This window comes from Gemmatimonadaceae bacterium, assembly GCA_036003045.1.
GTDB lineage: Bacteria > Gemmatimonadota > Gemmatimonadetes > Gemmatimonadales > Gemmatimonadaceae > JAQBQB01.
On record DASYSS010000028.1, the window covers coordinates 17,662 to 44,562 of the forward strand.

The following is a 26,901-nucleotide window of genomic DNA, read 5'->3' on the forward strand; positions in this document are numbered from 1 at the left end:
GTGACGGTCACAGCTCGCGGTTTGTTGTTCTGGCCGTTGCGGCCGTTGTGGCGACTCGTGCTCCGCGGCGTGTCGGTGGCCGACCCGTGGGAGCGAATCAATTATCGCGTGCCGGTGAAGCGGTACGGCGCCGGGTCGATCCACGATTTCGCCTGGTACTTCGAGGGGGCGAGCGGTATCGCGACGTCGAACGTCGACGACATTCAGGAGTGGCTGCTCGGCTGCGAATATGTCTCCGACCCCGATCTGTTTCGCGTGCCCGACTACTGGCAGCATCCTCGGACGTTCGAGCAAATCAGACGCGGCGACTGCGAAGACCACGCGATCTGGGCGTGGCGCAAGCTGGTCGAGCTCGGGATCGACGCGGATCTCATCGAGGGGCGTTGCCTTCCTTGGACGCCGAGAGAGCCCAGCGACGATCGCGGTCACGTGTGGGTCGTGTTTCGGCGAAACGGCCAGGCGTTTCTGTTCGAGACAACGTGCAAGGTGAAGCACGCCATGATCACACCGCTCGCCGAGATGTCACGCAAGTACCGCCCCGAGCTCGGCGTCGATCGCAATCGAAAGAGCTTCGCGTTTGCCGGCGCTCTGCTGACCATCCGCGAGCGCGAATTCGCGCGGTGACATGACGCGGTGTCCCGAGTGCGGCGCGTCGACGTCTCAGGAGACCGTTCGCGAGGTGTCGGCCGTCTCCAGGATGTGCTCCATGAGGCCGAGACAGTCGGCGCACACGGCGAGGCCCTCGACGTGCGTGACTTCCGGCGGCGGCCGGAGCTGACGGCAGAAGCGACAGCGGATCGCATCCGGCGCCGGTCGCCGCGGCGCGAGTTGCCGCGACGCGCGCTGAATGCAGCTGTTGCAGAGATACACGCCGGGACCGGCGATCAGCTGAACGCTGCCGTTCCGCTCCCTCTGACAGGCGCTGCAACGCACGGTCGCCTTCGCGCCGGGGATGAAGCGGGCGACGGTTCGTTTGGCAAGCATTGCGACGATGTTCACGAGCACCTCGTAGCGCGACAGATCGTCCTGCGTGAGGTTCGCCGCCGACGCGGTGTCCGCGCAAGGGGGCTGACCTGCCGAGCCCGACGCTATTTCATCCCCGCCTGCTGTTTGACGTAGTTCGCCGCCGCGTCGTGCGTCGCGAACCAGGCGCCGCCTTTGGCGTTGATGTGCTGAATCAGCATCTCCAACGCCACGACGCGTGAGCGGTGCCCCGAAATGTGCGGATGGTTGGTGAGGATGAACATCGAGCCCTCCTCCAACGCCTTGTCGTACTCGTCCATCCAGACTTGCGCGACCTCCCGAGGCGACGCGTAGGCGTTCCCCTGCGGATTGTAGAGCGGCGCGTCGTCCATGATCCACTCGACCGGCAGCTCGACGATGCCCGTCGGCTTGCCTTTCTCGAGCAGCTCGTACGGGCTCTCGTCGGACATCATCGAGCTCTCGTACTTGAACCCCATCTCGCGCAGAATGCGCAGCGTGTTCGGCGAGAAGTTCCAGCTCGGCGCGCGATATCCGGTCGGCTTCTGGCCAAGTGTCTTGGTCCAGTAGTCGACGGCTCGCTGAAGGAGGTTCTTTTCCGTCGCGTATGGAAGCTGCGAGTTCATCTCGTGGATCCAGCCGTGCACCGCGATCTCGTTGCGCCCGGATTTGCGGATGAGATCGACCATCTCTGGATGGATCCGCGCGCTCATCGCCGGAATGAAGTACGTCACAGGGATCTTGTATTTGTCGAAGAGCGCGACGACGCGCGGCAATCCCGCGCGCGCGCCGTATTCGTTCTGCGACAGACCGCCGATCGTCGGCTCCCCGAAGCGTATCGAGACGGTCTCGTTGTCTACGTCGAACGAGAAGAGCACCGCGACCTTCGCCCCGTTTGGCCATGCTTTCGGCTTGAGACTCTTGCCGGCGCGGACGGCGTTCACGACGGCGAAAACGGAGTCGTCGGACCACTCCCAACCCGGCTTCACGCCGGGGCGGACTTGGGCGGCGAGGTTGGCGGCGATGAGCGGCGCGGCAAGCAGGGCGAGGCGGCGCATGAGAGTCCCCGAGTTTGGGCGCGATAGACGATCCCTCGTGGCGGTCGCGACGGCAAGGGCGTCGTGGTGGCGTAACACGGCTTCCTGTCCCATGGAGCGAGGGGCGGGACTGTCTTCCGCGGACCAGTGAAGTATTGCCGACACTGCCCGGCAATACTTCCTCGGCTCCGCTCCAGACAGTCCCGCCCCTCGCCCTCCGCCGACCGCACACGTTCGCTGTGTCGCGCTCTTCCTGACGCTACCGCCTGTCGCTGACGACTAGAGGGATCGTCCCGCGCAGCGATCGCGTCGAGGCGCTGTGACCCGGACACGCGCGAAGCCGGCCGGTCGTCAGCGGACGTGAACCGGGAAGCGCGCGAGGAGCGTTCCGTTCGCCGATTTGACGACGAACGAAAAGTCTCCCGGCGCCGGAGGGGTCAGGGCGAAATCGTATGTCGCGCCGTTCTCGAGCTGCTGAAACGCCGGGCGTGGGCTCGCCGAATCGGGCGGCAGAGCGGTTGCGTTCTTCGCGATCGCGCGCCAGACGGCCACGGTCGAATCTCCGGGCATCCCGTCGCCCCGATTCGCGCTGTAGAACACTCCACCGAGCGAAATCGGGTGAGACGCGAGGGTCAGGTTCACGAATCGCATGCGAACGGTGTCGCCGACCGCGAACGACAGTCGCTCGGTGTACGGCGACGCCTTTCCGTTGATCGTGAACCAGAAGACCGACTCGACGTCGGGCACGGCGCTGCCCGCGCCGGACTGTGGCGACGGGTCCCACAAGTTGAACACGAACGCGCGATCGCGCTCGGAACCGAACGTGTCCCGTTGGTCGACGATCAACGCGCCGCCGAGCTGGGCGTCGACGGGCGCGCGGGCGAGCGGGTCGGCCGAGGATGTGTCCCGAGCCGATTTCCCCCAGTAGTAGTACGTCCCAGGCGCTCCGGCAGGAAATGAGATTTCTTGAACGGCGCCGGGGCGAATCTGCACGGTGTCCTCGGCGCGCGGCGTGCCCGCGCCGCGCGCGCTGAGGCCGTAGACGACCACGCTGTTGAAGAGCGTGTTGCGCACGGACGCGTGCACGATCGCGCCGGCCGGAACGCGAATGAGGGGGCCTGGCACGCTGAGCGGCTTCCCTTCCTCGGCGAACGCGTTCACGCTGACGCCGGGCCCGCCGCCGTCGTCGCGGGTCGGATGCCACACGCCGCGACGAATCTCGAGATGAATGTCGACCGTGCGGCCGGTCATCGATCCCGCCGCACGCCGATTGTCGTTGACGACGATCTGCTCCGGGTGAGACTCGCCGGAGACGAGGTACTGGCGGATACTGCGCGATGACGACATCGCGAGCATCGCGGCGGCGACTCCAAATGCGAACATCGAGCTTCCTTGCGAGGAAGCGAGCCTCGGCGCGGCCCTGCGCGGAACGCCCGGCGATGAGCGTCCGAGGCATCAGAAACTACTGATCGCGCAGACAGCGAGCGAGCTCGTCTAGCCCGCTGTCACGTTCCGTATCAACGATGCGTTGGGTTCGCTACCTCAACCGTACACGCGCGAGATGAATTCCTTTCGGATCGCGCATCGAGAGGTACACGACTTTGCCCTTCCCGAATCCAACGAGCGTGTAACCGACGGGCACCTGGAGGCGATCGACCAGCTCGCCCTCTTTGTTGATGACGTCGTAAATCGGTCCGCCTGGAACCGGCTTCGCGGGCTGCGTGCGCACCCAGAGGTTGCCATCCGCGTCGGCGCGCGCCGCGCCGGCGATGAACGGGGGACGATAGTCGGGCAGCTCGTCCGGCGGCACGACGAAGAGCTCGCGAATCGTCGGCATCGGCGGCGCGACTCCACCGCTCACCACGATCGGAGACGGAATGCACGACGGTGTTCCACCCACCGGCACCGGAGCACCTCCGATGAGCGGGCCGCCGGGCGTGACCGTCATCCCGGTCGGCAACGCGGTGCTGCCCGAGACAGCAGCACCGCCCGGCGTCGGGGGGGGGCCAGGAGCAGCCGCGCGTGCCGCGCCACCGAGTGCGGCCGCGCGATCACGATCGGCCGGAGACGCGGACGCTCCACCCGGTGCACCCGTGGCACCAGGTGCCGGAGCCGACGCGATGATCTTCGCCTCTTCGCCGGGGGCGCACGCGTAGATGTAGTTCGCCGGCAGGGTCATGTCGGGCGGAAGCTTCCAACTCCTCGCCAATCCGTTCTGCGGGACGAATCCAGCAGGGATCTTGAGGTCTTTCGGATACGGTTTGTTGTAGAGATTCGTCCAGCGAATCATCGCCGAGACGTAGGCGCCCATCTGCGAGCGGCGGTTCGCGTCCTTCACGGAGTCCACGAACTTCTGCTTGTCGACGTCGTTCAGTCGCTGCCAGTCGAACGGAATCTTCGGCGACGACGTCCACGAGCCGTCGGGCTGCTTGTAGTCGATCCGATAATCTCGGCCACGCAGGAACGCGACGGCACCGCTCGGCATCACGGCCCACTCGTCCGTCGTCGGAAGCGGATTGTTCATCACGCTGATCGACAAGAAGCCTTCGGCCGACATGTGAATCTGATAATCGACCTTTGGGATCTTGACCGCGCCGAGCGTGTCGAGCTTTCGCGTGTCGAGGTCGAGCGCGACGATGAACGCGGTGTCGGGCGGCGACGGGAAATACGGAACGCCCGGCGGCGGCGCGACCTTCGGCGGTCCGGGACGCGCCGAGATTCTATAGACGACTCGTCCGCGGCCGTCGGTGGCCGGCCAGCCAAACGTGCCGGAGGCGTTCGTGTACGAAAAGATATCGTCCGGATTCCACGCCGACCGCACGCGCGCGATGCGAGCCGACGGATCAAGGACGAGTGCCGCGTATGACGCGGGATCGACGAAGAGAATCGAGTCGGCACGATACGGAATCATCATGCCCGCTCGCGTGCCGTACGTATTCGCGACCTCGGCGAGTGAGTCGAGCACGACTTCCACGACATTGAGTGTCGTGTCCATCAAGAGCAGACGGCGACGCGTTCCATCGTTGACGAGTACGCGACCGTCCTTCAGCTCGACGACGTTGTTGATTCCGCCGAGGTCCGCGGTCGAAAGCGCCGACGCGGTCGAGATCCGGCGGACGGCCGGACCGACGGGTGCCGCCTTGTGGGTCGTATCCGTCTTGTGAGTGGAATCGCCTTGTGCGACGGCGGCGGCGGGTGCGACCAGCGCCGCGGTCAATGCGATGAGGCTTCGAGTGGAGAGCATCGTCGACGTCCTCAAAACCGCGTGAACGCCACGGCGGCCATCTCGTATCCGCCACCGCCAATAAAGATCGGGGCGCCGAAGAACGGTGCGATGCCGCCGACATAGAGAGACGTGCCGTCGCGCACGGATGCGAGATACAATGGATCGAGCGTGTTGAGCGTCAACTGCGGGACCTTGCGCAGCTGCTCGGGCGTCAGCAGCGCGCGAATCGTCGGCGCGAGTTGGCTCAGCATGTCGATCTGAGCTCGTCGAGTGCGAAGGTAGCGATCGTACGCTTCGCCTTCGTCGTAGCGCTCCGGAAGTTGCACGAAGTATCGAGCGATCGGCGCCCAGAGCGAATCACACCGGTAGGTGTAGCGCCGGTTCATCGCCGCGAGACTGTCCGCCTGGACCACGGTGAGGTGCAGCGAATCCTGTTGGCGAATGATCGTCCCCATCGGGTTGCTGATGCTGCTCACGCCGATGGCTCGGAACAGAGCCTCGGGCGCGCGCGTGCCCGGCAGCACGCGACCGACGCCCAGCTGCATGCCGAGGGTCTGCCGTTCGCGCATCGCACCGACGTCGACGCGGACTTGCGTCGTGAACACCACGGGCGATCGAAGCACGACGAGCGCCGGGCTCGTCGCCCCGAAGCGCTGGTTCACCTCGTACGTGAACCGCTTGGTCGAGGGATCGAACCCGCGCACATAGAGCAGGCTCTGGTCAGGCGCGTACGACTGTCCCCAGCCTTTGAGATGCCCTGAGCCGTTGAGCGCGAGGTCGGCCGCACCGAGCGGATTGTTGAGCGAGAAGGAGACGTTCGCGCGCTGCGGCATACGGAACTTCGCGCGATCGAGCGATACGCTGATATTCGCGTTCGAGCTCCACGGCGCTTGGCAACTGTTCCGTGTGGCGATGTGGCCGATCTGCTTCTCGAGGCAATCTCGTGTCGCGCCGGTCGAATTGTCGAGCAGTTGCCGCATGCCGGAGGCGAGCGCGCTGTCTCCCGCCCCGAGGCTGGCGGGGTTGTAGACGAACGCGCGGTCGTTGGAGTAGCCGTCGCCGTTGACGTCGCCGGCGATCATTGGAGTGAACTTGTTGCCCGAACGGAAAGAGCCGTTCCAGGAGATCGCCGCGGCGTTGAACAGGTTGTAGCGAAGGCTGTAGCTGATCTGGTGCGGACCCTGGCCGTTCGTCGACCAGAGGAGATCGAGCGGATTGCCGGCCGTGTTTTGGAATCCGGAGACGAGCTCACGCGTGTGCAAGTACGTATAGGTCGTGGACCAGGTGAACTTGGTCGGGCCGTGCGGAATGGGCGAAAGCGAGACCTGGATCTGCGACGTGTGCGACTTGAGGTCGGAGCGCGTCTCGTACACGTGCGTATATGACGTCGTGACGTGGGCGTCGCCCGGCGCGATCGAGCCGGTGGTCGGAACGATGTTCGCGGCCTGCGCGAACACCGGCCGGCCGTCGTCGAGCGAGAATTGCTGCGCCGGCTTGAAGTTGAGGTCGAACGACCGCTGCTGGTCGACGTTGAGCGAGTACGTTCCGTTGATCCCCGCGGCGAAACGGCCGTCGAACAGGCTTCCGTTCCACGACGCGTTCGCGCGCACGGAACGCGGCGTGTGATAATCGGGCGAAATGAGGTAGACGTTCGGTGCCGACGTCGCGAACGGCGTTCCGAGCGTGCCGTCGGCGCAGGTCGTCGGAATCGAAGCCGGATCGGTTTCGTATCCGGCCCAGTTGGGAATCGGCGCCGCCGGGCCGACGCACGAGATCTGCTGCGCGCCGGTCGGTAAGCCATTGTTGTCGAGCGCCGACGAGATCAGACCGACGCTCGGGTTGTTCGTGAACACGCCGACGCTGGCCCGCAGGATGGCGCGCGGAGCGCGCTGCGCGCCGGTGAACGCGAAGATCTCGGGTGCCTGGCCGAGCGTCTTTTGGAAGCCGATGCGCGGGCTGACCGAGATCGGATTGGGAACGTGGTCGTTGCGAAGTCCGAAGAGGTGATCGACGTCGGCGTTGTAGGTCGGCGACGTCAGATAGTGCGCGCCGTCGATGCGGACGCCGTATTGGATCTGCAGATCTTGATTCCGGCGGTACGAGTCGCCGATCGACGCGCCGGCGAGAAGCAGATTGATCGACCGGTCGTACGCCGACAGACTGCGCGTGAACGACGCCGGGACTCCGTTCGCGAGATCCGAGAGCGAGTTGAAGCTGAACGTTCCGAGGCGGTTGAACGACTGATTCACCGCGGAACCGTTGTAGTTGATCTCGGTTTCCAGCTTGAGGCGATGTTTGTTGGCGTTGTCGAACCACGAGAGGGTGTTCTGGACGCCCGCGCTCCTCGACTGCGACGTCGAACCGAACGCCTGGCCGCCGCCGAACACGAGGTTCGAAACGCCGCTCGCGCCATCCGGAAGGTCCGAGCTCACGCGCACGTTGCCCGCCGGCAACACGAGGAACGGTGTGCCGTAGTTGCGCGAGAGGCTGCCGCTCAGCTGCGTCTCGCTGAGCGTATTGCCGATGTAGGCCGTGTGACGCGCCTGGAGTCCCCCGCCCCAGTTGGTTCGATCTCCGCTCGCCGACGCGAGCGACGTGGCGCCGCCGCCGGCCGGATCCTGGCGCGACCAGTTCGCGTTGTAGGTCAGGCCGAAGGTTTGGCCCGTCGTCGACTGCGGCGGAGAGAAGCTGACGTTCCCGAAGACCGACCCGTTGTCGGAGAGCCGCGTTTGATGCAATCCGCCGACGGTCGGGTTGAGCCCGCGCTGGCGAAGAATGCCGAGCAGATTCTGCACGGAGTCGTACGCCACGCCGGCGGTGAGAAGGCCGAGCGCGTTCGTGTTGAGCAGGGTCGCGTTGTCGCGAGAATTCCGTCCGAGCTGATACGACAGGCTGAAGAACGCTTGGTTGTAAGTGATCGGACCCGAGATCACTCCGCCGAGCGAGAGGTTCGTGTACTCGGTGCCGACGGCCTGCGCGGCGCGGTCGGTCCACTCGAGAGCCGGCGCGTTGAAGACGAAGCTGGTGCCGCGCGTGCGGAAGTTCGAACCCGACGCCGCCGACAGGTTGAAGTTCGCGCCGCTGAAGCCGCCGCGAGATACGTCCAGCGTCGACGTCGACAGCGACGACTGCACCTGCGCGTCGCGCGGAAGGTTGCCGGAGTTGAACGACATGCCATTCATCGTCGTCGTGTTCTGGTCGGCGCCGAGTCCGAGCACCGAGAAACCGTCCGCCTGTCCGTCGAGGCCGGGGATCAGGGTGACGCCGGGGAGCGACGCCGCCATCGCGGCGAGGTCGCCCTGCAGCTCCGGCGGCAGGTTGGTGTTGTTGACCGTCTGCTCGGTGCCGCTCACATCGGGCGTCTGACTGTTGCGGCTCACGCGCTGTTGGTTCGACGCCGTCGAGACGACGGTGTCGAGCTGCACCACCGAGAGCCGAGCGTCGGCGATCAGAACGTCCTCATCGGCGACCTGTTTGATCTCGAACTGCTTGAACGCGTAGCCGATGAGGGAAAACCCCATGATGTAGTCGTGGGGGCCGTTGGCGAACGCGATCTGGTAGCCGCCGTCTCTGTTCGTGCGCGCCTCGCGCGTCACGTTGCCCGGGATCGACGTGGCGGTCACGCGCACGTTCTGCAGCGGCAGACCTTCGACCGTCAGCACGCGGCCGCGAATCACGTCCGTCTGCGCGTGAGCGGGCGGAGCGAAGGCCGCGAGTCCGGCGACGCCAAGCAACGCCAAAATGGCGACGCGGCGGCAGAGGCGAGTGACGACCCTCGGGGTGGGCATCCGACGCATCAAGCCCTCAACAATGAAGGTTGCGAGCCACGCTACGAGCGCCCTATTGGCCGGTCAAGGCGTCGCCTCTCCCCTTCTCGCATCTTAATCAAGTGCTAATGCGAGGTCGCTATGGCAGGGACCGGCGCGCGGCTCGATCCCGTTGGACACGTCAGAATCCCGTTTGGTTCGCGCTCGGTCAGCGCGCGTTTCCTTCCGCGGTCCGCGGCCAAGAAATCGGGACCGGAGCGGGCCGAGAGACGGTCGTACCGTCGCCGAGGCCGCCACCGCTGTTGTCGCCCCAGCAGTACAGCGCGCTGGAGGTCGTGATGCCGCAGCTATAGCCGGTGCCGCTCGAGATGCTGCGGAAAGTCAGGCCGCCGGAGACTCCAACCGGCGACGAGCGCTGCTCGAGACTTCCGTCGCCGATCGCGCCGTCGTTGGCCCCCCAACAATAGCCGGCGCCGGACCCGGTGATGCCGCACACGGTCAGATATCCCGCGGCCAGAGTAGCAAAGGTCAAATCGCCGGCGACCACGGTGGGAGCGACGCGACGAATGACCCCGTCCGTGGTAGCGCTGGAGCCATCGCCCACCGTTCCAAAGAAGTCGCTGCCCCAACAGTACGCCTTGCCGGCGTCGGTCAGGCCGCAAGCACCCTGCCCATCGCCGACGATGCTCTCGAACCTCTGGTCGCCCGTGACGGCGACCGGACTCCGATTCGTTCGTCCGTTGCCGTCTCCAAGCTGTCCGTTGTTACCGAGCCCCCAACAGTAGGCCGAGCCGGCCGTCGTGAGACCGCAAGAGAAGTCGCTGCCCGCGACGACCGTTTGGAAAGTGAGCCCCGCCGCACTCGGCGTCGGCGTGCGATGCTCGCCGACCGAGCCGTCGCCGAACGCACCGTTCGCGCTGAAGCCCCAACAGTAGAGCGATCCGCTCGTCGTCACGCCACAGACGTGGGCATCCCCGACGGCAATGCTCTTGAAGGTAAGCCCACCGGCGACGAGCGTCGGAGCCGCATGCGGCGTCGTCGTGCCGTCCCCTAGCTGGCCGTGATCGTTCTCACCCCAGCAATAGGCGGCGCCAGTCGTCGCGACGGCGCACGTGACGTCTTCGACCTTCGAGACCGACAGCGACTGGAAAGTGATGCCCCCCCCCGTTGGGCGCCTGCACGGGCGTGGGGGTCACGACCAGTCTGTCGGTTCCGTCGGGCTGCTCGACGGTATAACCCCAGCAGTACGCCGCGCCGGCGACCGTCAGCGCGCACGTATGCGACGCCGCGACGACTGAACTAATCGCCTGAGGGATAGTGTCCGTTCCCGTACCCACGCCGTGGGCACCGGCATCGGTCGTCGCCGGTCCGCAGGCGGCGACGACGATGATCGAGGCGACAAAGGATCGGGAAATGACTGCCCACAAAATGTCAGCGTTCTCAGTTTTTATCTGCACAGACTGAGAACGCCGTTGGCAGTCTTACCGGGACATTCGGGTCGTCGGGTGACCGGTGATCGGGGGGCCTAGCCCGTCAAGACGAACCCCGACAACGACGCGCGGAGCGAGCCCGGAGCCGCGGACCGGGACACAGGGTCACCGGGTACCGGAACAGCGTTCGCCGGTCACCACTCAACGCTTTCCAGGTATCGCGGTGCCGGGTCTCCCGGTTGACCGTCTCTTCACAGCCCGCCGAAAAACCGTCTCGTACTCCTCGAGATATCGCTCGAGATGGCGCCGGCGATACTGCATGATCGATCGCGGGTGCTCGACGGCTTCGATCGTGTCGAAGAAACCGTGCCGCTCGTTGAGACGCTCGAAGAAGTGCAGGTTCTTGTGCTTGCCGATCACGATCGCGTGGTCGGTTCGCCCGCCGAGCGCGATCTGCGCCTTGATCGACTTCACGATGAACGGCTCCACGGCTCGCGCGAGCGCGGGGACGTCGTAGTAGTTGAGATTCAGCCCGCCGCGCGTAAATCCCAACGGGCACATCGCCGTAAGAAAAAAGTGGCGGTAAAAATCCCGCACGCCGCCGTAGCGTTCGATGAAGTCGTAGATGAAGATCGACGACAGCTCGCGCTTGCGTTGCAGGTCGTTGGCGACGCCGCAGAAGTCCGCGAGCGCGACCGGATCGGTGAACGTGATGCCTGTGATGCCGGCGCCGAAGCGGCCAGGGTTGATGCCGAACACGAGGACGCGAGGCGCGGCGTCGGCGAAGTATCGGTCCAAGAAGTCGGCCACGTATCCCATCACGCGGCGGCTCTTGTATGGATTCATGACCTCGACGCCCGGTGGAACGGCAGGCGTCGACAGGCGGCGATAGAATTGAAGCGCGCGGCTCGCGAAGGTGGGGCGATCCATGGCCTTCAAACCTACTGTGCAGGACTCCCCGTCAAACGTGCGCACAATTCCCTACTGACGCGCGACTCTCTTGCCGGCACAGTAGGGAGAGTTACTACTACGACGAGGGGTCCATGACTCGAAGCCGCCTGATGTTCGCTTGGGCCGCGTGCGCGTTGCTCCCAGCGCTGTCGTTCGCGCAGACTCCTCTTCCCCCACCGGCGGATCCGATTCCCGTCGGCAGCGTGAGCGACAAGCTCGGGCTGAAGATGAGCCCGACCGCGCCGCACGAGCTCGATCCGGGCCATAGCGCGACCACGATGCTCGCCGAGCCGAAGAAGCTGGAGCCGTTCATCAAGGGGATGCACGAAGGAGCGCGCGTCACGATCAGCTGTGTTGGATCCGGCCGCATTCGCGTCGAAGCCGAGGAAATGGAGCCGGTTGCCCAGCGCGCGACGGTAACGCTGCACGTCGGACAAGACGGATCGCTGACCCCGGCCGCGGAGCGGCCGCCCGCACCCGCCAAGCCGCCGACACCCTAGGTATGTGCGGCTGGCGGACGCCACGCCGGCGCCCATCGCGGACGCCGGCGCGGTCACGCGTCCGCGATCACCAAATCCATTGCGCCGAGCCGCGCCGCGTCCGAAATCAACTCGATCGACGTCACCATTCCATCGGCGGTCGTGAAGCTGAACACCATCCGCGGGTGGCCGCCCGGCGCCCAAACTAGTCCGGGTGCGCCGTCGATGAGCGCCGGCTGCGCGCCCTTGGCACGACCGACGAAGATCTTCGCGACGTCGCTCGCTCCTCGGACTTCCTCGGCGGATCCAAGCGCGGCCGCCGCCGTACCGACCCGCGCGACGACGTCGGGATCCAGGACGGCAAGCAAAGCCTCGAAGTCCCCTTCGCGCGCCGCGCGCAGAAAGGCGTCGACGACTTCCCGCTGTCGCTCGCGGTCGACATCGGCGTCTTCACTCGTGCCCTGGACTCGTCGACGCGCGCGACTCGCCAGCTGCCGCGCCGCGGTCGGCGTTCGCCCGACGATCGGCGCGATCTCCTCGAAGGGGAGATCGAACATGTCGTGCAATACGAACGAGACGCGTTCGGCGGGGTTCAGCGTCTCGAGCACGACGAGCATCGCCAGACCCACGGAGTCGGCGAGCACGAGCTCATGATCGGCCGCGAGCGTGGCTTCGCGATTCGCGGCTGACTCCAGCGCCGGATCCTCGAGCGTCTCCTCGCGCCTCGAGCGGCGCGAGCGGAGCATGTCGAGGCACACGCGCGCCACGACTGTCGTGAGCCAGCCGCCGAGGTTCTCGACTTGGTCAGCCTCCGCGCGACTGAGGCGGAGCCACGCTTCTTGTATCGCGTCGTCGGCTTCCGCTCTCGAACCGAGCATCCGGAATGCGACCGAGCGCAGTCGTTTGCGATTCTCCTCGAAGGCTTTCGCCAGCATGTCGCGGTCAGCCATGCGTCACATTTCCTGGTTGGGATCCGTCAATGCGCTGTACACGAAGATGACGAAACCAATTCAACGGATGTGACCAGGAGACGACCATGAAACCGCACGTGAGCGCCATCACGCTCGGAGTGAAGGATGTCGCGAAGGCCAAACAATTCTACCACGACGGGCTCGGCTGGCCCGCCTTGCAGGACTACGGCGAGTGGGTGGCGTTCGGCCTCGACGGCGGATCGTCCATGCTCGGGATCATTTCTTGGAAGGCGTTGGCCGCGGAAGCTGGCGTCGGCGCGGACGGCACGGGCTTTCGCGGCGTGACGCTCGCCTACACGGTTCGCGATGAAAAGACGGTGGACCGCGTGATGGCGGAGGCGGAAAAAGCCGGTGCGAAAATCGTCAAACCGGCGCAGAAAGCTCAATGGGGCGGCTACTTCGGCTACTTCGCCGACCCCGACGGCTACCTGTGGAAGGTGGCCGGCGGCAGCGGCGATCAGCCCTTCAACGCCGAATAGCACGGGAAGGGAGGGAGGCGCCAGATTCCTGAAATGCGAGCGGCGCCCCTCGTTGCAGGAACGATCGCCGCGTTGCTCGGCCCCCAGCCACAACGCGGCGATCGATCCGCGATCACGGTCGATCTTCTCGACAATCGTCGGGTCGTCAGCCGCGTGATCAGTTCGGCGCTCTTGCTCCGTCTCGAGAATACGAGCGCTGGCAACGCGCACCAAGGGTGGCAAGTGGAAGTACTACGCCGTCCCGTCACGATCGATTCGAGGAATCTCGTTTATGAGGCGCTCCACGGGCCGGATCCGTCAGACGTCGAAGCGTGGCACGTGGCGGAGAAGCAGTTCCCAAATCAGCGACTCCTCGACGTGAAGGGGTATCCGATCACGATCAGAATCCAGTTGGTCGACCCTAGGATTTCCGGAAAGGGGCCCGACGCCCAATTCATCTCGGGTCGACTTCGGGTGAGGTGGGAGCGGCGTCAGTGAACGTCGAATGGCATCGTGACAATCGAATGCCGAAGAACGCGAGCACGCGGCAGAGGCTTGCGTGGCACCTCGAGCATCAAAGGTTCTGCCAGTGCCGCCCGATTCCTGCCCGGCTCAAGCAGCTGGCCGCGAGATCCTCGGTTTCAACAACAGGCTCGCGCTTTTCCATCCGCGAATTGCTGAGCGGCGGCGACCGGCGCGGGATCGCGGGCTCGAACAAGGTCCGAGCGCTCGTGGAAGGAGATCCGTCGCTCGTCGACACGCTGGCCGCGCTGACTGGAGACGAAGACTGGCTCGTCTCGCAGCGTGCGCTCGATCTGCTCGAGAAGCTCGCGCACGACCACCCCGAATGGGTCGAGCCGAACAAACGCGTGTTCATCGGCCCGCTCGCCGAGAGCGACAAGTGGGAGGTCAGGCTCCAGATCGTCCGCGCGCTGCCGCTCTTTCGTTGGACGCCGGCGCAGGAGCGCCGCGTCGAGGACATTCTGATGGAGAACGTCGACTTTCCGCAGACGTTCGTTCGGGCGTGGGCGCTCGACAGCCTGGCCACGCTGTCGGCTCGAAAACCGCGCCTCGGCCAAACGGTCGACCGCAAGCTGCGCGCGTTCGAACGCTCGTCGAGCAAGGCGCTTCGGGCGCGAGCGCGAAACATTCGTGCCCGAATTGCCGCGACGAAATCCAACGTATCCGCGACGCGAGGACGAGATGACTGAGTGGTCGGCCGCTCGCGCGGGAGCGAGTTGACTCCGGGCGATCGGCGCGAGAAGTTGGCGCGTGACCGCCGAACTGCTCTTTCGCCTCATCGCGGACAGTCCAGGAACGTCAGGCGACTTCGTCGACGTGACCGCGGGCGTGTCGTGCCGCGGATTCACCGGCGCGACGCGATTCGCCATCGCGCGTCGAGACCTTTCCGCCTTCGCGGCCGAAGTTGCCGCGCTGCACCGCCGAGACGCCGACCAGGCGCAGCTGATCGGCGGTTGGGACGCCGCCAGCGAACGGTTGCGTCTTCAAGTGACGCGCGCCGGGACCACCGCTGCCTGCACCATTCGCATCCGCGTCGCCAGTCCAGGCGCTCGTACTGATCAGTGGGATCGCGCCGAGACGCAGTTCGTTTGCCCTGCGAAGTCCGTGACCGCGTTCGCCGAGGCGCTTACGTCCGGGACGGCGAAGTCCGCGCAGTTAGTTGGAGACGCTGAATCGACGCTGTGATCGGAGATCGGGTTACCGACTCTTATTCCGCGGCCCGGGTACCCGCCAGGCTCTCCCGGAACAACGCGACCAACGTCCGCCAGTGACGCTCAGTCGCCGCCGCGTCGTGCACCGGCATGTCCGCGGGCACGAACCCGTGACGCGCTTGATATGTCTCGACGACGTGATCGACGGCTGCGTCGGTGAGCGCCTGCTCGAGCCGGGCCTTCTGTGCGTCGTCGAACCCGGCGTCGTCGATCGCGCCCGCGACGTACACGCGCGCCTGAATCTTCGGCGCCAGTCGGTGGGGGCTGTTCGGATCGTCGGTCGCGAGGCCGCTCGCGTGATACGACGCAATCGCGGCGACGCTCTCCGGAAACGTCCCTGATGCCGCGAAGGCGAGCCGGCCGCCCATGCAGTAGCCGGTCATTCCGATCCGCGATCCCGTCACCTTGCGCGAGTTCGACAAGAACGCCAGAAACGATTTCGTGTCCCGCATGATGTTCGGAATCGTCGCCGACGGAATGACTCGCGTCATGAGATCCTTACGCACGTCGGGATCGGTGAAGGCTTTCTTCGGATCGACCGCTGTGAACGCGATCCGATAGAAGAGATTCGGCAGCAGCACGACGTAGCCCTCGTCCGCGAGCTTCTGCGCGATGTCGAACAGCGCCGGCCGAATTCCGACGCCGTCCATGTACATGAGCACTCCCGGCCACGGCCCCGTGCCGGTCGAGGGCTCGAATACGCTGGCCGGACAGACGCCGTCTTCCGTCTCGATTCTGACTTCCTGTCGCGACATCACCCCTCCGATCTCAGTTGTTCCGGACTACCGGCCCGCCGGCCTACCGGCGAACCCTACTCGACCATCACCTCCGCTTCCGCCGACGGCGCACCCCGCCGCAACAGAACCACCAGCGGAAGCCCGATCACGAACAGCGACGTCACCAGCAGAAACACGTGGTTGTACGCGAGCACGCTCGCTTGGCGGCCGATCATGTTGTCCATGATGTGCATCGCCTGCTGCGTCGCGGTGTAGTGGTCCGCGCCCTTGCTCTGCATCGCGCTCGCCAGTCCGCTGACCATCGCCGATCCCATGCGCGACGCGCCGGCGTCTTCCGAAAGCAGCGCGTGATAGCGCACCGCGCTCGTGTCGAGCGTCGTCGCGGCGATCGCGATGCCGACGCTGCCCATCACCTGGCGCACGACGTTGTAGAGCCCGGCCGCGGCGGTCATTCGTGCGCGCGAGATCGTCGACAGCGCCGCGGTGCTCAACGCGACGAAGATCAAACTGAACCCCACGCCCTGCCACAGCTGGGGCCAGAAGAGATCCCAATAGCCAACCTGCGCCGTGAGGCGCGCCATTCCGTAGAACCCGATCGCCGCGATGACGAGCCCAGTCCCTACCAGCACGCGCGGCCCGAGCCGATTGTAAAAACGTCCGCCGATCGGCATCAGCACCGCCATCGCTAGACTGCGCGGCATCAGCGTGAAGCCCGACTGCATCGCGTTGTATCCCAGCAGGCGCTGCAGGAACACGGGGAGCAGAAACAGACTCCCATTGAGCGCCAGCCCCAGTACTCCACCGAGCATCGTCGCCGAGCTGAATGAGAGGTTCTTCAAGATCCTCAAGTTCACCGCCGGCTTCTCGGTGGTCAGCTCGCGCCAAACGAAGAGCAGCAGACCGAACGTGGCGACCACGGCGAGTCGAATCACGTAGCCCGACTGGAACCAGTCGTGCCGCTCGCCTTCCTCGAGCAACAACTGGAGCGATCCCAGGCCGACGACGAGCAGCCCCAGCCCCGGCCAGTCGATGTAGCCTTTCTCACGAATGAGATACGGCGGATCTTCGATGTAACGCGAGAGCAGAATCAGCGTGACGATGCCGACGGGCACGTTGATGTAGAACACCCAGGGCCACGAATACTGATCCGTGATCCATCCGCCCAGCGTCGGCCCGAACGCCGGCGCGAGCACGGCGCCGAGTCCGTAGAGACCCATCGCGATTCCCTGCTCTTCCGGCGGAAAGCTCTCGCGCAGAATCGCCTGCGACACGGTGAGCAGGACGCCGCCGCCGAATCCCTGTACGATCCGGAACGCGATCATCTCGCCGAGCGTGTGCGCCAGCCCGCAGGCCATTGACGCCAGCGTGAAGATCACGACGCTCGCCATGTAGAAGCGTTTGCGGCCGAACCGCGCCGAGAGCAGCCCGGTGATCGGCATGACGATCACTTGCGCCAGGATGTACGACGTGACGACCCACGTGATTTCTTCCAGCGTCGCCCCGAGGTTGCCGGACATGTCCGGCAGCGCGACGTTCACGATGCTCGAGTCGAGCACCGCCATGATCGTCGCCGTGAGGACGGTGCCGGCGATCACCCACTTGTGAGGCGGCACCTTCACCGCTTCCGCGCGCGCGATGCGCGCCCGCGGTCGCACTGCGGTCGTCACGCGCGCTTTTCCGGCGGCTGTAGACTGGCGACCAACATGTCCACGGCGGAGTCGACCAACCGCTCTCGGTCGATCGCCAATCCGGGCACTGAGTCGGCGTAGCGCTGCCACGCGAACTGGGCGAGCACTCCCACGAGCGCGATACGAGCCGTGACCTCGGCGTCCGCGTCGCGCCGAAACTCTCCGCTGCGCTGCCCTTCGACGATCAGCGACTCCACGACGCGCCACCACCGCAGCGGGCCGTTGGCGACCCAGTGGCGGTAGACGTTCGGCGCCTCGTGCGCGATCGCGTGGAGGAGCAGCAGCACGTCGCGGCGAATCGGATCATCGCCGCCGAACGCGCTGCGAAACAGCAGGCGAATGCGAGTGGTCGCCGACCCGTGCTCGCTGTCGAGCGCGCCCTCGAGGCGCGCGAACGCGCGCTGTTGATGATGCTCGAGCGCGCTCGACAGCAACTGTTCCTTGTTGTCGAAATAGTGATACACCGCCCCCTTGGTCACGCCGGCCGCGGCGGCGACCTCCTCGAGCGTCGCGCTTCGATAGCCCCGAGTCGCAAACACGCGGAGCGCTGCCTCGAGCAGCTCGCCGGGCCGTTCGGCCGGACGTCGTTCCCAGCGCAGGATCTTGGACTTGGTTCGCGGCATCTGGAAATAATATACTCACGAGTATGTTACTCGGTTGGGCTTTCTTCCAGCGCTGACAGGTTGAGGCTGGGGCGCGCCCTCCCGACACGGAGCGTCGCGCGGCGCGGAGGGTCCCGCCTCTGCTTAAGTCCGCGTACCCAAACGATCTCCGGAACGCAAGGCCGTTTTCGTATCCAAAATCCAGTCCTGGCCGCTAGGCGAATCGCGGCCCATGTGATAACCTTTGCGCCACCCCAACCACTCGCCCACTCATATGAAGGGTTTGCCCCGGTGACTGAGGCAGCTGAAGCGGCATCACGGACAATCGCGCGAGACGCGGCGCCCGCCATCCTCCGAGGCCGGTGGTGGCAGTTGTCGCTCGGAATTGTTTGCATGTCGATGATCGCCAACCTGCAGTACGGCTGGACGCTCTTCGTCAATCCGATCCACGACAAGCACGGCTGGAGCATCTCGGCGATTCAGTTCGCCTTCTCCGTGTTCGTCGTCATCGAAACCTGGTTGGTCCCGTTCGAGGGATACCTCGTCGACAAGATCGGCCCGAAGCTCGTCGGGGTCGTCGCCGGATTGCTCGTCGCGCTGGCCTGGGTGATCAATTCGATGGCCGACTCGCTGCCGATGCTCTACCTGGGCGCTGTCGTCGGCGGAATCGGCGCGGGCGCGGTGTACGGTGCGTGCGTCGGGAACGCGCTCAAGTGGTTTCCCGACCGGCGCGGGTTGGCTTCCGGACTCACCGCGATGGGATTCGGCGCCGGGTCGGCGCTGACGGTTTTCCCGATCGCAAACATGATCAAGTCGCAGGGCTACGAAGCGACATTTTTCAAGTTCGGCATCGCCCAGGGCATTGTCGTTTTCCTGGTGAGCTGGTTCCTTCGCGCGCCGGATGCGAAGACCGAGGCCTCGTTGCCGAAGGCGACGAATACGGGCAGGTTCCGCGTCGCGACGCGCGAGTTCACGCCGATGGAAACGCTCAAGACGCCGGTGTTCTGGCTGCTGTACGCGATGTTCATGTTGACGGCGACGGGCGGCCTCATTCTCACCGCCCAGCTCACGCCGATCGCGAAGGATTTCGCGGTCGCCGAGGCTCCGGTTGCGCTGCTCGGCATTACGCTGGCGGCGCTCCCGTTTGCGCTATCGATGAACCGCGTGCTCAATGGGGTCAGCCGGCCGTTCTTCGGATGGATGTCGGATCACCTGGGTCGCGAGCGCACGATGTTCATGGCGTTCTCGCTCGAGAGCGTCTTCTTGCTGCTGCTCATTCCGTTCGGCAAGATCCCGGTGCTGTTCGTAATTCTGAGCGGACTCGCGTTCTTCGCCTACGGCGAGATCTACAGCCTCTTTCCCGCCATCTGCGCCGACGTGTACGGCAAGACGTTCGCATCGGCCAACGCGGGTCTGCTCTACACGGCGAAAGGAGTCGCGTCGCTGCTCGTTCCGGTGGCCAGTGTCGTGGCGGCTACCAGCATCGGATGGCACGCCGTGTTCATCGCGACGGCGGTCATGAATCTCGTCGCCGCGGGACTCGCTGGAGGAATGCTCGCGCGTATGCGAGCGCGCACCAAGTGAGCTCGCGAGGCGCGACCAGGTGAAGATCGCCGTCGTCGGGGCTGGCGCAATCGGCGGATACGTGGGCGGATGGCTCGCCGCGGCGGGCGAGGACGTCACCTTCATCGCGCGCGGCGCCAATCTCGACGCGGTCCGCCGGTGCGGCATGCGCGTCATCGGCGAAGACGGGCTCGAAATCGTCGCGAGCACTGTCGCCGCGCACCAGAAGACGGCCGACGCCGGCGTGCAGGACGTCGTCGTGCTCGCGGTCAAGGCGCATCAAGTCGCGGCGATCGCCGGCGACCTCGCTCCGCTCTGTGGCGACGAGACGACGATCGTGACGATGCAGAACGGGATCCCCTGGTGGTATTTCCACAAACAGGGCGGCCCCTTCGACGGACGACCCGTTCACGCCGCCGACCCCGACGGCTCGATCGCCAAGACGATCGATCCCAATCGCATCCTCGGCTCGATCGTCTATCCGGCCGCGGTGCTCGAGTCACCAGGCGTCGTCCGAGTCGTCGAGGGAAAGCGCTTCACGCTCGGCGAGCCGGACGGCTCGACCTCGCCGCGCGCGCAGGCGATTTCCGCCGCGTTCACGCGAGCGGGTTTCAAGGCGCCGATCACGGACGACATCCGCGGCGAGATCTGGCTCAAGGTCTGGGGCAACCTGAGCTTCAACCCGATCAGCGCGCTCTCGCACGCGACGCTCGTCGATCTGCTGCAGTTTCCGCTCACACGCCAGTTGAGCATCGAGATGATGCGCGAAGCGGAGGCCATCGCCAAGAAGCTCGGCATCACCTTTCGCGTTGGCATCGACAAGCGAATCGCCGGTGCCGAGAAGGTGGGTGCGCACAAGACGTCGATGTTGCAGGACGTGGAAGCGGGGCGAGCGATCGAGCTCGAGGCATTGGTCGGGGCCGTCGTCGAGCTCGGCCGTCTCACCGAGACGCCGACGCCCCACATCGACGCGGTGTACGCGTGCGCGAGTCTCTTGGGGAAGACGCTTGCCGACCAGCACGGCCGGCTGGCCGTCGCTAGGATGTGACATTCAAGACGTGACTCACGGAGTGAGGTAAATGAGTTCCACGATTCAGGATCTGCTGAAGGCTGGAAGAGACGACGCGACGGCGCTCGGTTCGCCGGGCGGCGTTCCGCTCACATATCGCGCGCTCCGCGCACACGTCGCGGACGTCGTGCGCGCGCTCAACGCTCAGGGCATCGGCGCCAACGACCGCGTCGGCATCGTGCTCGACAACGGCCCGGAGATGGCGGCCGCGTTCCTCGGCATCGGCTCGGCGGCGACCGCCGCTCCGCTCAACCCGAGCTATCGCGCCGAAGAGTTCGAGTTTTATCTCACCGATTTGAACGCGAAGCTGCTCGTCGCCGCGCAGAGCAAAGACTCGCCGGCCATCGGCGTCGCGCAGAAGCTCGGCGTTCCCATCGCCCGCCTCGTGCCGACGCCCGAAAAGGGCGCCGGCAGCTTCGGCCTCGAGTTCGACGAAGCGAGGGCTCGCTCCGACGCGAAACCGCGCGCCGCGACTCCGGATGACATTGCTCTGGTGTTGCACACCTCGGGCACGACTTCGCGTCCGAAGATCGTGCCGCTCGCGCACAAGAACATCGCCGCCTCGGCGTCGAACATTCGCCGGACGCTGTCATTGACCGCGAACGACCGCGGCCTCGTGATCATGCCGCTCTTCCACATCCACGGCCTGATCGCCGCGCTCTCGGCGCCGCTGTCCGCCGGTGGTGAGGTGTGCTGCTCGCCGGGATTCAACGCGCTCAAGTTTTTCTCGTGGTTCTCCGACGTGCGCCCGACGTGGTACACCGGCGTACCGACGATGCACCAAGCCATTCTCTTGCGCGCGGCAAACAATCCCGACTCGCTCAAGGGGCATCGTCTTCGTTTCATCCGCTCGTCGTCGTCCGCGCTTCCGCCGACGGTGATCTCCGAGCTGGAGCGGGTGTTCGGCGTGCCGGTGGTCGAGGCGTACGGCATGACCGAGGCGACGCACCAGATGGCGAGCAACCCGCTGCCCCCGGGCAAGCGCAAGCCTGGAACCGTCGGTCCGTCCGGCGGCCCGGAGATTCGCGTCGTCGACGAGACGGGAACGACGGTGCCGACCGGTTCGCCCGGCGAGATCGTGATTCGCGGACCGAACGTGATGCGCGAGTACGAGAACAATCCGAAGGCCAACGCCGACGCGTTCTACGACGGCTGGTTCCGCACCGGCGACCAGGGCGTGATGGACGAGGACGGCTACGTCGCGATCGTCGGCCGCCTGAAGGAAATCATCAACCGCGGCGGCGAGAAGATCTCCCCACGTGAAGTCGACGAGATCATCATGGAGCACCCCGCCGTGCACCAGTGCGTGACGTTCGCGATGCCGCACGAGATGCTCGGCGAAGACGTCGCGGCGGCGATCGTGTTAAAACAGGGTTCACAAGCGACTGACCGCGAGCTGCGCGATTTCGCGTCTTCTCGGTTGGCGCCGTTCAAGGTGCCGAGGAAGATTCTCATTCTCACGGAGATACCGGTGGGCGCTACGGGCAAGCTGCAGCGCATCGGTCTCGCACAGAAATTGGGGTTGTCGTGATGGCGACTGCACAGAAGAGCAGGCCGGCCGAGACGTCGGGCGCGCCGGCACCGATCAATCCGCCCGAGCGGCTGCTCATGGGCCCCGGCCCGAGCAATCCCGATCCGCGCGTGCTCGAGGCGATGACGGCCAATCCCGTCGGCCACCTCGATCCGTATTTCGTGAAGGTGATGGACGAGACGATGGACGCGCTGCGAAAAGTCTTTCGCACGACGAACCACCACACGATTCCGATCTCGGCCACCGGTTCTGCCGGGCTCGAGTCGATCACGCTGAACTTGATCGAGCCGGGCGACGAAGCGGTCGTTCTCGTCAACGGCTACTTCGGCGCGCGCCTGGCCGAGATGGCACGACGCGCCGGCGCGAACGTTCGCGTGCTGGAGTCGGCCCCGGGCGAGATCGCCGACCCCGCGGCGCTGGAGAAGCTGATGCGCGAGAAAGCGGCCGACGTCGTCGCGTTCGTGCACATCGAGACCACGACGGGCGCCCGCCAGGCGATCGAGCCGATCGTCGAAGTCGCGCGCAAGCACGGCGCGCTCGTCGCTATGGACTGCGTGACGTCGCTCGGCGGTCTTCCGCTGGACATCGACGCGCTGGGCGTCGACGCGGCGGGCAGCTGCAGCCAGAAGTGCATCGGCGCACCGCCGGGCCTCGCGCCGATCACCGTCGGTCCACGCGCGATGGCGAAAGTGCGCGCGCGCAAGGCGAAGCCGCAGACCTGGTACTTCGACTACAACCTTCTCTTTCAGTACTGGGGCGAAGAGACCGCGTCGCGGACGCGAGCGTTCCACCACACGGCGCCGATCGCCAGCATTTATGGATTTCATGAAGCGCTGCGTATCGTACTCGAGGAAGGCCTCGACAACCGCTACGCTCGGCACGAGGCGGCGCACGACGTGCTCGTGCGGGGCCTCGAGAAGCTGGGGCTGGCGCTCTTCACTCCCGAGGCGAATCGCTGCGCGACGATCAATCTCGTGTCTGCGCCCGCGGGGATCGACGAAGCGAAACTGCGAAAGCGCCTGCTCGACATGGGCGTCGAAATGGGCGGCGGACTCGGCACGCTCGCCGGCAAAGTGTGGCGCATCGGCGTGATGGGCTACAACGCTCAGACGCCGCGCGTCGAGAAGTTCCTCGGCGCGCTCGAGGAAGCGCTACGCGCGGAGGGCTGGAAGTAGGACGAGCATGAGGGGTCATCGAATTCAAGGTTTCATCAACATGTTCGTCGGGATCGTCATGGTTCTCCAGGCGACTCACGAGACCACATCGCCATGACCGCGTAGGCACCCCATGGGATCCCGCGACGGGGAGGCGGCCGGCACGCCGGTTGCGTGCGCTTCCGAACACTCTAATTTGTCCTTTAGTAGGTTCACTGGCGTTTCGGTGTCAGCGACCACGATCTCACGGAGGATCGATGTTTAGAGCGCTCGTCTCCGGCATTGCCCTCGTCGTTACGTCAGCCGCCGCGACGACCCGGGCTCCAGCCGCCTTCAGCCTCGTGCTCGAATCGACTCCCACCGGATGGGCCGCTCGCTGCGACTCCGGTTGCCGGTGGCACGAGCTCTCGTTCAACTGCGAGCGTGCCTGCGGCGCCATCGTCGATGCCAATGGCGTCGTGACGCTCGCCACGCCGCAGCTCGACCAGGCTGCGTTTCGCTTCATAGTGGAGCGCACCGCCGCAGAAGTCCGCGCGACGGCGCGAACCGGCACCGCGTGGAAGACGCTCAGTTGGGGCTGCCAGCTAGACCGCTGTCGCGCGCGAGTCGACGGGTACGGCGTTTCCCTGATCGCCGGTACTCGCTAGACGTTGTTCGAAGGCGCACTCCGCGATCACGCTCTGATCGAGCGCCACATCGAGGCGCTGTACACGACCGATTCGGCCGGGCGACTCCTGCGCGTGCGCGAGCCCAACGGCGGTCCGGCTCCGCGCTTCTTCGTGTGCCGAGGAGCCATCGGCGTCGCGCACCGCTTTCGCGTCGACGTGCCGCTCGACATCCGCCGCGAGCTCGAGGCCGCTGTGGCAGAAACGCCGATCGTCGCCTTTCCCACCGATGGCGGAAACGACGCGCGGGAGGAATTGAGCCGCCTGGCGGCGATACTCAATCGGTCGACGCCCGTGACGAACACGTCGGCCGGGCCGGCATTCGCGTTTCCTAACGAGGTGCCGACGCTCGATTCCGACGACGGCGCAATCGTTCAAGTGACCGATGCGAACGTAGGCGTGCTCGACCCTCTCCTTCAGCCGTGGGCGCCCGACATCTACAACTCGCCGCCGCTGTTCGCTCTGACCCTTCGAGATCAGGCGGTGGCGGTGTGTGGGAGCGTTCGCATCACCGCTCACGCGCACGAAGCCGGCGTCGAGACCGCGCCGGCCCATCGCGGTCGCGGATACGCCGCGCGCGTGGTGGCGGCCTGGGCGAAGCGCGTGCGTGCGCTCGGCGTCGAGCCGCTCTATAGCACGAGCTGGGAGAACGCCGCGTCGCGAACCGTCGCGTGCAAGCTTCGACTCGTGCACTTTGGTAACGACTTGCATCTCACCTGAGATCCACCCGCAGGTCGAGACACGCATCCACCGTCGATCCGCGGAGCCCATAGTCTTGGTCACGCTGCGCCACACTCGATATCAAGCCGCCGTTCTTCGCGATGGACCGGTTCTCTTGGTGCGATGCGCGTTTCGCGACGGCCCGACAGTGTGGATGCTACCCGGGGGCGGCCGCGAGGAAGACGAGGACGAAGTGTCGTGCGTTACCCGTGAAGTGCTCGAGGAGACAGGCCTCCAAGTTCGCGTCGAGCGCCTTCTGTTCGATCGACCGGCGGAGCCTCCGGATGGAACGTACATTCGATGGCGCACCTACCTCTGCACTGCCGAAGGCGGTGAAGCGGCACCAGGCGGCGGGGAGGGAAGCGCCGCCGAGTTGATCGATGTGGCGTGGATCTCGGTCGTGAACGAGGGCATGTGGCCGTCGGGAATCGCTTCCGACGTCTATCTCTACCCCCAACTTCAAGCGATTCGTTCGGCGGTGACGGCGCCGTCGATCGGAGTGTGAGTCACCGGAGGGCTGGACCGAACCACTTCGCCAGAGCATCGAACGGCGCCGCGCCGGTTTTATCGCCGACCCACGCGACGTATCCGTCAGGCCGAATCAACACGGCGGTCGGAGCGGCGACCGTGCCGATCGCGGGAAGCTCCCAAACCCCGTCGTACGTGGCGTCGATCGATTTGACTCGATCGGACCATGGGGCGATGTCGAACGCACCGGGGTGACCGAGGTTGAGGAACACCGGTCTCGCCTCATGAAGGAGCGAGAACACTCGCCGCGGTCCGCTCGCGGTGACCACGTCGAGGTCCGGCATTCGACGTCCCAACAGCGGATGGCCTTCGCCCAGATCATAGTGTACGCCGAGCCCGGAGATCTCCGTCCCCATTTTCTGGCGAGGCTCGTCCATGTTCAGAAGCTCCGACACGTAGTCGGCCAACGCTTTCGTTCGAGCGTCTTGGCGGCGAAGCGCGACTTGCGCCATCGTGTCGCGCAGCACGCGCGCGGCGACGGGATGACGCTCCGCGTGGTACGTGTCGAGAAGTGTCTCCGGCGACGTTCGCTTGATCACTTGCGCCAATTTCCAACCGAGATTCACCGCGTCCTGCACGCCGATGTTGAGGCCCTGCCCGCCAATCGGCGGATGCACGTGCGCGGCGTCGCCGGCGAGTAGGACGCGTCGCGCACGATAGGCCGCCGCCTGGCGAGTCATGTCGGTGAAGCGGGAAACCCAGGTGGCGTTGTGGATCCCGAAGTCCGTTCCATACGCACCGACCAGCGCTTCGCACACGTCGTTCAGCGTCGGTTCGGCGTCCGCGCCGACACGCGCTTCGGTCAACACCATGCGTGCCCGCTTGGGGTCCTCCAACTTGCCGATCGCATGAATCCCGACCGCGTCGTTGCGCAGTCCCCACGCCGGCTCCTCCGTCCAACTCACCTCGGCGATCAACCAGCTCGTCGTCGCATCCCACCCCGGGAACTCGATGCCCGCCTTCTTGCGGACCAGACTGCGTCCGCCGTCGCAGCCGACGAGATACTCCGCCCATAAGTGTTGACCGTCGGACATCTCCACGTCGACGCCGCGGTCGTCTTGCGCGAAACCGATCACGTCACGTTCACGATAGAACCGCACCGGCAGCTCACCCACCCACTCGGCCAGAATGCGCTCGATCTGATTCTGCCACAGTCCGAGGGCATAGTTGTGCCGCGTGGGAAGGTCCGTGACGGACAACGGGACCGGATGAAAGCCAACGGCCGGATGTTTCTGTCCCTGCGACACAAACCGCTCGGCGATCCCTCGCTGATCGAACACTTCGATCGTGCGTGCGTGCAGCCCGCTGCCGCGCGAGCCCGCGAGCTCCTGGTTCGCCCGCCGCTCGACGATCGCGACGTCGACGCCGGCGAGCGCCAACTCCGCGGCCAGCATCAATCCGGTCGGACCTCCACCGGCGATCACTACCGCGTGCCTGGTCATCGCAAACCTTTCGTCGACAACACACGCATCCGTCCCCCCGTTATTCAGATTTGATCTCGGCCACGATTTTCCGGGCCGGCAAGTCTGCGGGGTGTCCCCGGCCTTGTCGCAAGCCCGGGGCTGTCTTATATCCTCATTGTGGCGGGGAGACGGCACATCCTCGCAATCA

At 65.6% G+C, this 26,901-nt stretch carries 25 protein-coding genes; 13 read left to right on the top strand and 12 right to left on the bottom strand.

Annotated features, from left to right (window positions below):
- A complete protein-coding gene (locus VGQ44_06120) occupies positions 1-624 on the top strand; it encodes a hypothetical protein (protein HEV8446372.1) in 624 nt (207 codons plus the stop codon).
- 36 nt (positions 625-660) lie between these two features.
- On the opposite strand, the gene VGQ44_06125 is transcribed toward VGQ44_06120, so the two are convergent.
- The 7 genes from VGQ44_06125 to VGQ44_06155 form a co-directional block, all read right to left on the bottom strand.
- A complete protein-coding gene (locus tag VGQ44_06125) occupies positions 661-999 on the bottom strand; it encodes a ClpX C4-type zinc finger protein (protein ID HEV8446373.1) in 339 nt (112 codons plus the stop codon).
- Positions 1,000-1,088: 89 nt separating this feature from the next.
- Entirely contained in the window at positions 1,089-2,039 is a 951-nt protein-coding gene (locus VGQ44_06130) for a polysaccharide deacetylase (GenBank protein ID HEV8446374.1), read from the bottom strand.
- A 330-nt stretch (positions 2,040-2,369) separates the two neighbouring features.
- Positions 2,370-3,401, bottom strand: coding sequence for a hypothetical protein (locus tag VGQ44_06135; GenBank protein ID HEV8446375.1), 1,032 nt, complete (start codon positions 3,399-3,401; stop codon positions 2,370-2,372).
- Positions 3,402-3,555: 154 nt separating this feature from the next.
- Complete coding sequence (locus tag VGQ44_06140; protein HEV8446376.1) at positions 3,556-5,262, bottom strand: hypothetical protein; 1,707 nt, start codon at positions 5,260-5,262, stop codon at positions 3,556-3,558.
- Positions 5,263-5,273: 11 nt separating this feature from the next.
- Complete coding sequence (locus tag VGQ44_06145; GenBank protein HEV8446377.1) at positions 5,274-9,041, bottom strand: TonB-dependent receptor; 3,768 nt, start codon at positions 9,039-9,041, stop codon at positions 5,274-5,276.
- 178 nt (positions 9,042-9,219) lie between these two features.
- The gene (locus VGQ44_06150) at positions 9,220-10,167 is read right to left on the bottom strand and encodes a hypothetical protein (protein ID HEV8446378.1); all 948 of its coding nucleotides are present in this window, start codon (positions 10,165-10,167) and stop codon (positions 9,220-9,222) included.
- Positions 10,168-10,642: 475 nt separating this feature from the next.
- Positions 10,643-11,371: a uracil-DNA glycosylase family protein gene (locus VGQ44_06155; protein HEV8446379.1), complete on the bottom strand. Its 729-nt coding sequence runs from the start codon at positions 11,369-11,371 to the stop codon at positions 10,643-10,645.
- A gap of 113 nt (positions 11,372-11,484) precedes the next feature.
- Between VGQ44_06155 and VGQ44_06160 the strand changes: the two genes are divergently transcribed.
- On the top strand, positions 11,485-11,892 hold the full coding sequence (locus VGQ44_06160) for a hypothetical protein (GenBank protein ID HEV8446380.1): 408 nt from the start codon (positions 11,485-11,487) through the stop codon (positions 11,890-11,892).
- Between the two features lie 53 nt (positions 11,893-11,945).
- Here VGQ44_06160 and VGQ44_06165 read toward each other — a convergent pair whose 3' ends face one another.
- Positions 11,946-12,821: a sigma-70 family RNA polymerase sigma factor gene (locus VGQ44_06165; protein ID HEV8446381.1), complete on the bottom strand. Its 876-nt coding sequence runs from the start codon at positions 12,819-12,821 to the stop codon at positions 11,946-11,948.
- An 86-nt stretch (positions 12,822-12,907) separates the two neighbouring features.
- Here VGQ44_06165 and VGQ44_06170 point away from each other — a divergent pair, with 86 nt between their 5' ends.
- The 4 genes from VGQ44_06170 (at position 12,908) to VGQ44_06185 (ending at position 15,007) form a co-directional block, all read left to right on the top strand.
- On the top strand, positions 12,908-13,321 hold the full coding sequence (locus tag VGQ44_06170; GenBank protein HEV8446382.1) for a VOC family protein: 414 nt from the start codon (positions 12,908-12,910) through the stop codon (positions 13,319-13,321).
- Between the two features lie 33 nt (positions 13,322-13,354).
- A complete protein-coding gene (locus tag VGQ44_06175) occupies positions 13,355-13,798 on the top strand; it encodes a hypothetical protein (protein HEV8446383.1) in 444 nt (147 codons plus the stop codon).
- A gap of 26 nt (positions 13,799-13,824) precedes the next feature.
- Positions 13,825-14,511: a hypothetical protein gene (locus VGQ44_06180; GenBank protein HEV8446384.1), complete on the top strand. Its 687-nt coding sequence runs from the start codon at positions 13,825-13,827 to the stop codon at positions 14,509-14,511.
- 61 nt (positions 14,512-14,572) lie between these two features.
- Positions 14,573-15,007, top strand: coding sequence for a hypothetical protein (locus VGQ44_06185; GenBank protein ID HEV8446385.1), 435 nt, complete (start codon positions 14,573-14,575; stop codon positions 15,005-15,007).
- 22 nt (positions 15,008-15,029) lie between these two features.
- Here VGQ44_06185 and VGQ44_06190 read toward each other — a convergent pair whose 3' ends face one another.
- The 3 genes from VGQ44_06190 to VGQ44_06200 are packed head-to-tail and all read right to left on the bottom strand — an operon-like array spanning position 15,030 to position 18,081.
- Complete coding sequence (locus VGQ44_06190; GenBank protein ID HEV8446386.1) at positions 15,030-15,788, bottom strand: dienelactone hydrolase family protein; 759 nt, start codon at positions 15,786-15,788, stop codon at positions 15,030-15,032.
- A gap of 56 nt (positions 15,789-15,844) precedes the next feature.
- The gene (locus VGQ44_06195; protein ID HEV8446387.1) at positions 15,845-17,437 is read right to left on the bottom strand and encodes a DHA2 family efflux MFS transporter permease subunit; all 1,593 of its coding nucleotides are present in this window, start codon (positions 17,435-17,437) and stop codon (positions 15,845-15,847) included.
- A complete protein-coding gene (locus tag VGQ44_06200; GenBank protein HEV8446388.1) occupies positions 17,434-18,081 on the bottom strand; it encodes a TetR/AcrR family transcriptional regulator in 648 nt (215 codons plus the stop codon). The genes VGQ44_06195 and VGQ44_06200 overlap by 4 nt, the downstream gene beginning before the upstream one ends.
- 270 nt (positions 18,082-18,351) lie before the next feature.
- Between VGQ44_06200 and oxlT the strand changes: the two genes are divergently transcribed.
- From oxlT to VGQ44_06235, 7 genes are all read left to right on the top strand, one after another.
- Positions 18,352-19,644: an oxalate/formate MFS antiporter gene (gene oxlT / locus VGQ44_06205; protein ID HEV8446389.1), complete on the top strand. Its 1,293-nt coding sequence runs from the start codon at positions 18,352-18,354 to the stop codon at positions 19,642-19,644.
- A 19-nt stretch (positions 19,645-19,663) separates the two neighbouring features.
- A complete protein-coding gene (locus VGQ44_06210) occupies positions 19,664-20,671 on the top strand; it encodes a 2-dehydropantoate 2-reductase (GenBank protein ID HEV8446390.1) in 1,008 nt (335 codons plus the stop codon).
- A 31-nt stretch (positions 20,672-20,702) separates the two neighbouring features.
- A complete protein-coding gene (locus VGQ44_06215) occupies positions 20,703-22,223 on the top strand; it encodes an acyl--CoA ligase (GenBank protein HEV8446391.1) in 1,521 nt (506 codons plus the stop codon).
- On the top strand, positions 22,223-23,398 hold the full coding sequence (locus VGQ44_06220) for an alanine--glyoxylate aminotransferase family protein (GenBank protein ID HEV8446392.1): 1,176 nt from the start codon (positions 22,223-22,225) through the stop codon (positions 23,396-23,398). The genes VGQ44_06215 and VGQ44_06220 overlap by 1 nt, the downstream gene beginning before the upstream one ends.
- 236 nt (positions 23,399-23,634) lie before the next feature.
- A complete protein-coding gene (locus tag VGQ44_06225) occupies positions 23,635-24,024 on the top strand; it encodes a hypothetical protein (protein ID HEV8446393.1) in 390 nt (129 codons plus the stop codon).
- Between the two features lie 3 nt (positions 24,025-24,027).
- Positions 24,028-24,762: a GNAT family N-acetyltransferase gene (locus VGQ44_06230; GenBank protein ID HEV8446394.1), complete on the top strand. Its 735-nt coding sequence runs from the start codon at positions 24,028-24,030 to the stop codon at positions 24,760-24,762.
- Complete coding sequence (locus VGQ44_06235) at positions 24,650-25,267, top strand: NUDIX domain-containing protein (GenBank protein ID HEV8446395.1); 618 nt, start codon at positions 24,650-24,652, stop codon at positions 25,265-25,267. The genes VGQ44_06230 and VGQ44_06235 overlap by 113 nt, the downstream gene beginning before the upstream one ends.
- Position 25,268: 1 nt before the next feature.
- On the opposite strand, the gene VGQ44_06240 is transcribed toward VGQ44_06235, so the two are convergent.
- Positions 25,269-26,732: an FAD-dependent monooxygenase gene (locus VGQ44_06240; GenBank protein ID HEV8446396.1), complete on the bottom strand. Its 1,464-nt coding sequence runs from the start codon at positions 26,730-26,732 to the stop codon at positions 25,269-25,271.
- Positions 26,733-26,901: the final 169 nt, after the last annotated feature.

Excerpts from the sequence above, each read along its gene's own strand:
- VGQ44_06130 (HEV8446374.1), bottom strand. The coding sequence starts at position 2,039 with ATGCGCCGCCTCGCCCTGCTTGCCGCGCCGCTCATCGCCGCCAACCTC.
- VGQ44_06165 (HEV8446381.1), bottom strand. The coding sequence starts at position 12,821 with ATGGCTGACCGCGACATGCTGGCGAAAGCCTTCGAGGAGAATCGCAAA.
- VGQ44_06175 (HEV8446383.1), top strand. The coding sequence starts at position 13,355 with ATGCGAGCGGCGCCCCTCGTTGCAGGAACGATCGCCGCGTTGCTCGGC.
- VGQ44_06190 (HEV8446386.1), bottom strand. The coding sequence starts at position 15,788 with ATGTCGCGACAGGAAGTCAGAATCGAGACGGAAGACGGCGTCTGTCCG.
- VGQ44_06155 (HEV8446379.1), bottom strand. The coding sequence starts at position 11,371 with ATGGATCGCCCCACCTTCGCGAGCCGCGCGCTTCAATTCTATCGCCGC.
- VGQ44_06225 (HEV8446393.1), top strand. The coding sequence starts at position 23,635 with ATGTTTAGAGCGCTCGTCTCCGGCATTGCCCTCGTCGTTACGTCAGCC.
- VGQ44_06180 (HEV8446384.1), top strand. The coding sequence starts at position 13,825 with ATGCCGAAGAACGCGAGCACGCGGCAGAGGCTTGCGTGGCACCTCGAG.
- VGQ44_06200 (HEV8446388.1), bottom strand. The coding sequence starts at position 18,081 with ATGCCGCGAACCAAGTCCAAGATCCTGCGCTGGGAACGACGTCCGGCC.
- VGQ44_06240 (HEV8446396.1), bottom strand. The coding sequence starts at position 26,732 with ATGACCAGGCACGCGGTAGTGATCGCCGGTGGAGGTCCGACCGGATTG.
- VGQ44_06140 (HEV8446376.1), bottom strand. The coding sequence starts at position 5,262 with ATGCTCTCCACTCGAAGCCTCATCGCATTGACCGCGGCGCTGGTCGCA.
- VGQ44_06170 (HEV8446382.1), top strand. The coding sequence starts at position 12,908 with ATGAAACCGCACGTGAGCGCCATCACGCTCGGAGTGAAGGATGTCGCG.
- VGQ44_06215 (HEV8446391.1), top strand. The coding sequence starts at position 20,703 with ATGAGTTCCACGATTCAGGATCTGCTGAAGGCTGGAAGAGACGACGCG.
- VGQ44_06220 (HEV8446392.1), top strand. The coding sequence starts at position 22,223 with ATGGCGACTGCACAGAAGAGCAGGCCGGCCGAGACGTCGGGCGCGCCG.
- VGQ44_06160 (HEV8446380.1), top strand. The coding sequence starts at position 11,485 with ATGACTCGAAGCCGCCTGATGTTCGCTTGGGCCGCGTGCGCGTTGCTC.
- VGQ44_06145 (HEV8446377.1), bottom strand. The coding sequence starts at position 9,041 with ATGCGTCGGATGCCCACCCCGAGGGTCGTCACTCGCCTCTGCCGCCGC.
- VGQ44_06135 (HEV8446375.1), bottom strand. The coding sequence starts at position 3,401 with ATGTTCGCATTTGGAGTCGCCGCCGCGATGCTCGCGATGTCGTCATCG.